Source organism: Kitasatospora sp. NPDC001175 (assembly GCF_053598215.1).
Genome location: NZ_JBSFJU010000154.1, coordinates 1 through 5,365 on the forward strand (window position 1 = coordinate 1; position 5,365 = coordinate 5,365).

Consider the following 5,365-nt stretch of genomic DNA (forward strand, 5'->3'; position numbering starts at 1 on the left):
CACCGGAGGTCGCCCGCTCGAGGTTCATCAGCACCTTGGCCAGCGTCGACTTCCCGCAGCCGGACTCACCGACGATGCCCAGGGTCTCGCCCTTGCGCAGCTCGAAGGAGATGCCATCGACGGCCTTGACCGCACCGATCTGCTTCTTGAACAGAATGCCCTGCGTCAACGGGAAGTGCTTGACCAACTCCCGGACTTCAAGGATCGGCTCAGCCACGGAGAGTCTCCCTCCAGAAGAAGCAGGCACTGCCCCGCCCGGCCACCGCACTCCCGTCCTCCTCCGTGACGGAGAAGAGCCTCGGCACCTCCTGACGGCAGATCTGCTGCGCCATCGGGCAGCGCGGGTTGAACGCACACCCCGCTGGAATCCGCAGCAGGTTGGGCGGCAGGCCCTTGATCGCGTACAGCTCCTGGCCCTTCTGGTCCAGACGCGGGATCGAGTCCAGCAGACCTCGGGTGTACGGGTGCGCCGGGCGCGCGTACAGCTCGTGTACGGGGGCGGTCTCCACGATCCGCCCCGCGTACATCACCGCGATCTTGTCGGCCACGTCCGCGACCACCCCCAGATCATGGGTGATCAGGATCAGACCCATCCGGTACTCGGCCTGCAGCTCCGCCAGCAACTCCATCACCTGCGCCTGCACCGTCACATCGAGCGCCGTGGTCGGCTCATCCGCGATGATCAGGTCCGGCTCCAGGGCCAGCGCCATCGCGATCATGATGCGCTGACGCATACCGCCCGAGAACTGGTGCGGATAGTCGTTCACCCGCTCCTTCGCCGCCGGGATCCGCACCCGCTCCATCAGCTCGACGGCCCTGGCCCTGGCCTCCTTGCGGGAGGCACCCCGGTGCACCCGGAACATCTCGCCGAGCTGCCAGCCCACCGAGTGCACGGGATTGAGCGCGGAGAGCGCGTCCTGGAAGATCATCGCCAGCTGCGAGCCGCGGATCTTCCGCCGCTCGTCCGACCCCATCTTCAGCAGGTCCCGGCCCTTGAAGAGGATCTCACCCCCGGTCACGAAGCCGGGTGGGCTGTCCAGGATGCCCATGACGGCCTGCGCGGTCACCGACTTGCCCGAACCCGACTCGCCCAACACCGCCAGCGTCTCGCCCGCCCGGACGCTGAAACCGACGCCGTTGACCGCCCTGGCCACGCCGTCCCTGGTGCGGAACTCCACGTGCAGGTCGCGCACTCGGAGCAGCGGGGCGTCCACGGGGCCGGACTCGGCCGCCCGGGGATCGGTCTGCCGGCTGCTCACACTGGTAGCCATCGTCGGCCCTCCTCAGCGCAGCTTGGGGTCGAGGGCGTCGCGGACCGCGTCGCCGAGCATGATGAACGCCAGCACGGTGATGCTGAGCGCCCCCGCGGGGTAGAGCAGCATGTGCGGCGCGTTCCGGAAGGAGTCCGAGGCCGAGGAGATGTCGATGCCCCAGGAGACCGTGGGCGGCTTGAGCCCCACGCCGAGGAAGCTCAGGGTGGCCTCCAGCGCGATGTAGGTGCCGAGCGCGATGGTGGCCACCACGATGATCGGGGCGACGGCGTTGGGCAGGATGTGCCGCAGCAGCGTCCGGACGCCGCCGGCCCCGAGCGCGCGGGCGGCGGTGACGTAGTCCTGCTGCTTGACGGTGATCACCGAGCCCCGGGAGATGCGGGCGATCTGCGGCCAGCCGAGCACCACGATGAAGGCCACCACGATCCAGATCGACTGGCTGGGCACCACGGACAGGAAGACCAGCCCGCCGAGCAGGATCGGGATGCCGAAGAAGACGTCGGCGAGCCGGGACACCACCGAGTCGAACCAGCCTCCGGCGTAGCCGGCCACACCGCCCAGCAGGGTGCCGACCAGTGCCGCACCGGCCGTGGCGCAGACGCCGACGGTGATCGAGGCACGGGCGCCGTACACCGTCCTGGCGTAGACGTCGCAGCCCTGGTTGTCGAAGCCGAAGGGGTGGCCGGCGGTGGCGCTCTGCTGGGATCTGGACAGGTCGCATCTGAGCGGATCGGTGGAGGTGAGCAGGCCGGGCCAGAGCGCCGTCACGATCAGGAAGAGGATCAGCAGCCCGGAGACGATGAAGACCGGGTTGCGCCGCAGGTCGTACCAGGCGTCCTGCCACAGGCTGCGGGCCGCCATCCGGTCGTCGGCGCCGGGGGTGCCGGGCCCGTCCTGCTGCCGCTCGTTCTTCAGGACCGACTGGGCCTCCATGGTGCCGAGGTCGAAGGTCCGGTTCTCGACCGCGCTCTGGAGCTCCAACTCCTCGGTGCCGGCCTCGGCCAACGGGTCCGCCTCGTGGTACTTCTCCTGGTCAGGCATACCGGATCCTCGGGTCCAGGACCGCGTACAGCAGGTCGACGAGCAGGTTGGCCGCCAGGTAGATGATCACCAGGATGGTCACGAAACCCACCACGGTGCTGGTGCTCTGGCGGACGATGCCCTGGTACAGGTAGTAGCCCACACCGTGGATGTTGAAGATCCGCTCGGTGACCAGCGCGCCTCCCATCAGCGCGCCCAGGTCGGTGCCGAGGAAGGTGACCACCGGGATCAGCGAGTTGCGCAGCAGGTGGTTCACCACCACCCGGCCGCGCGGAAGCCCTTTGGCGACGGCGGTGCGCACGTAGTCGGCCCGGGCGTTCTCGGCGACGGTGGTCCTGGTGAGCCGGGCGACGTACGCCAGCGAAACCGAGGCCAGCACGATGCCCGGCAGGATCAGCCGGTCCAGGGTCAGCTGGTCGCCGACGGTCGCCGGCACCACGCCCCACTTCACCCCGACCAGGTACTGCAGCACGTAGCCGGTGACGAAGGTCGGGACGGAGATCACCACCAGGGTCAGCACCAGCACGCCGCTGTCGGCCAGTGCGCCCCGGCGCAGACCGCTCAGCAGTCCCAGCGCGATCCCGAGGACCACCTCGATGACGAAGGCCACCGCGGTCAGCCTGAGCGTGGTGGGGAAGGCGGTGGCCAGCAGCGAGGTGACGCTCTGGCCGCTGAAGGTGGTGCCGAAGTCCCAGCGGAACAGCCGGCCCATGTACTTCACGTACTGCAGCCAGAGCGGATCGTCCAGGTTGTACTGCGCGCGGATCTGCGCCGCGACGGCCGGGTCCGGCGCCCGGTCGCCGAAGAGCGCGTTCACCGGGTCGCCCAGGGCGTGCACCATGACGAAGATCAGGAAGGTGGTCCCGATGAAGACCGGGACCATCTGGAGCAGGCGTCTGACCACATAGCGACCCATGCGAACCTCCAGTCGGCCGTCGATCAGGCGGCGGCCGGGTCCACCGCGCTGGCGAACCGGCCTCGATGGTCGGCTACTTGACGGTGAGCTCGGTGTAGACCGGGACGCTGAAGGGGTTCAGCATCACGCCGGAGGTGCGGGACGACCAGCCGACCGTGCCGTTCTGGTACCAGAGCGGGATCGCCGGCAGGTCGGTGGCCAGCATCCGCTCCGCGTCCTGGTAGGTGGTGACCGACTTCGCCTGGTCCGCCTCGCCGTTGGCCTGGTTCACCAGGGCGTCGAAGGCCCGGTTGGCGTAGCCGGAGTCGTTGGAGGAGGCCCCGGTCACGTACACCGGCTGCAGGAAGTTCTGGATCAGCGGGTAGTCCATCTGCCAGCCGGTCCGGAAGGCGCTGGTCATCTGCTTGCCGTGCACCTGGTTGCGGAAGTCCGCGAATGTGCCGACCGGGCGGCCGACGCACGCCCTGGTGTCCCCCAGCACGTTGTTGACGCTGTTGCAGACCGCGTCGACCCACTCCTTGTGCGGACCGTCGGCGTTGTAGCTGATGGTCAGCTGACCGCCGGGGATGCCGCCGCCCTGCTGGATCAACTGCCTCGCCCGGTCCGGGTTGTGCTTGCACGCGTCGCCGCAGAGCCCGTCCAGGTAGCCGCCGGAGGCACCGAGGACGGGCGAGGTGAAGTCACCGGCGGGAGTACGGGTGTTGTTGAAGACGACCCTGCTGATGGTGTCGCGGTCGATCGCCATCGAGATGCCCTGGCGGACGAGTCTGGCGTTCTCGGTGCTCCAGCCCGGCCGGTAGAGCGGGAAGGAGATGGTCTGGATGATGCCGGCGGGCCGGCTCAGGAACCGCCCGTAGAGGTCGGACTGGACGCTCTTCAGCGCGCTGTTCGGCAGGCCGTTGTCGATGTCCAGGTTCCCGGCCTGCAGGTCGGCGTAGGCGGCGTTGGTGTCGGTGTAGACCTTGAGGTCGACACCGGCGTTCTTGGGCTTGTTGTCGCCCGCGTAGTCGGGGTTGGGCCGCAGCTGCATCCGCTGGCTCTTGGTCCACGAGGCGATCGTGTAGGGCCCGTTGCCCACGGGCTTGGCCAGATAGCCCGCGTGGTCGGAGAAGAAGCTCCTCGGGAGCGGGTAGTACGCGGCGTGGCCGAGGGTCTGCGGCCATGCGGAGAACTTCTGGCTGAGCGCGACGGTGAAGGTGTTGTCGTCCACCGTCTTCAGGCCGGACATGGTCCTGGCCGTGGGGCTTCCCGAAGCGGGGGCCACGTCGGCGTAGCCCTGGATGTACTGGAAGAAGCTGGAGTTCACCTGCCGGTTGGCAGAGAGCGCGCCGTAGTTCCAGGCGTCCACGAAGGACGAGGAGGTGACGGGTGTGCCGTCGCTGAACCGCCAGCCCGGCTTGATCTTGACGGTCCAGTTCTGCTGGTCGCCGGAGGTGATCGACGCGGCCATCGCATTGCCGGCCCTGCTGGTCTTCGGGTCGTACGCGATCAGGCCGGTGAAGATCATGTCGAGTACCGCGCCGCCGTTGACCTCGTTGGTGTTGGCCGGTTCCAGCGGGTTCTGCGGATCGCCCCACCATGCCGTGACGATCCCGCTGGAGCCGCCGCCACCACCGCCGCCGGCCGCACCGCCGCACCCGGTGGCCGCCAGAGCCAGCGTCGTCGCAGCGGTCACGGCCCAGCGCACTCGGGAGACCGTAGGCATGGGTGTCCTCCTCGGGGTCTGTGAAACGATCACAACCCATGAGGGGCGAGGGGCCCCGGCGACGCGACCGACATGCCCCCGGATGGGCCACCCGAACGCCACCGGGCCCGGCCCGCACCGACGTGCGAACCGGACCCGGTGGTTGGCGGATCGTCAGGCAGCGCTCTGCTCGACCTCGCGCTCCGCGGCGAAGTGGCACGCGGACTCGTGCGCGGCCGGCCCCTCCAGCGAGGGCACCGCGAGCAGCGGCAGCTCGGTGGAGCAGCGCTCCTCGGCCTTCCAGCAGCGGGTGCGGAAGCGGCAGCCCGAGGGCGGGTTGGCCGGCGAGGGGATGTCTCCGGACAGGATGATCCGCTCACGCCCGTCGCGGCCGGTCGGGTCCGGCACCGGCACCGCCGACAGCAGCGCCTGGGTGTACGGATGGGTGGCGTG

The 5,365-nt window shown here is 69.2% G+C and carries 6 protein-coding genes; all 6 read right to left on the reverse strand.

The annotated features are described in order from the left end of the window. The coding region (locus tag ACWDAK_RS40435) for an ATP-binding cassette domain-containing protein (RefSeq protein WP_427396270.1) at nucleotides 1–268 on the reverse strand (268 nt) is incomplete at its 3' end. Continuing rightward, nucleotides 210–1,271 carry an ABC transporter ATP-binding protein gene (locus tag ACWDAK_RS40440; protein ID WP_344641553.1) on the reverse strand — a complete coding sequence of 354 codons (1,062 nt, stop codon included), beginning with the start codon at nucleotides 1,269–1,271 and terminating at the stop codon, nucleotides 210–212. The genes ACWDAK_RS40440 and ACWDAK_RS40435, both read right to left, overlap by 59 nt. A gap of 12 nt (nucleotides 1,272–1,283) precedes the next feature. Beyond that, nucleotides 1,284–2,204, reverse strand: a complete 921-nt coding sequence (locus tag ACWDAK_RS40445; RefSeq protein ID WP_425557889.1) for an ABC transporter permease — start codon at nucleotides 2,202–2,204, stop codon at nucleotides 1,284–1,286. A 100-nt stretch (nucleotides 2,205–2,304) separates the two neighbouring features. Next, a complete protein-coding gene (locus ACWDAK_RS40450; RefSeq protein WP_344641555.1) occupies nucleotides 2,305–3,228 on the reverse strand; it encodes an ABC transporter permease in 924 nt (307 codons plus the stop codon). Between the two features lie 73 nt (nucleotides 3,229–3,301). Next, nucleotides 3,302–4,933 carry a peptide ABC transporter substrate-binding protein gene (locus ACWDAK_RS40455; RefSeq protein WP_427396269.1) on the reverse strand — a complete coding sequence of 544 codons (1,632 nt, stop codon included), beginning with the start codon at nucleotides 4,931–4,933 and terminating at the stop codon, nucleotides 3,302–3,304. A 153-nt stretch (nucleotides 4,934–5,086) separates the two neighbouring features. After that, the coding region (locus ACWDAK_RS40460; protein WP_427396268.1) for an oligopeptide/dipeptide ABC transporter ATP-binding protein at nucleotides 5,087–5,365 on the reverse strand (279 nt) is incomplete at its 5' end.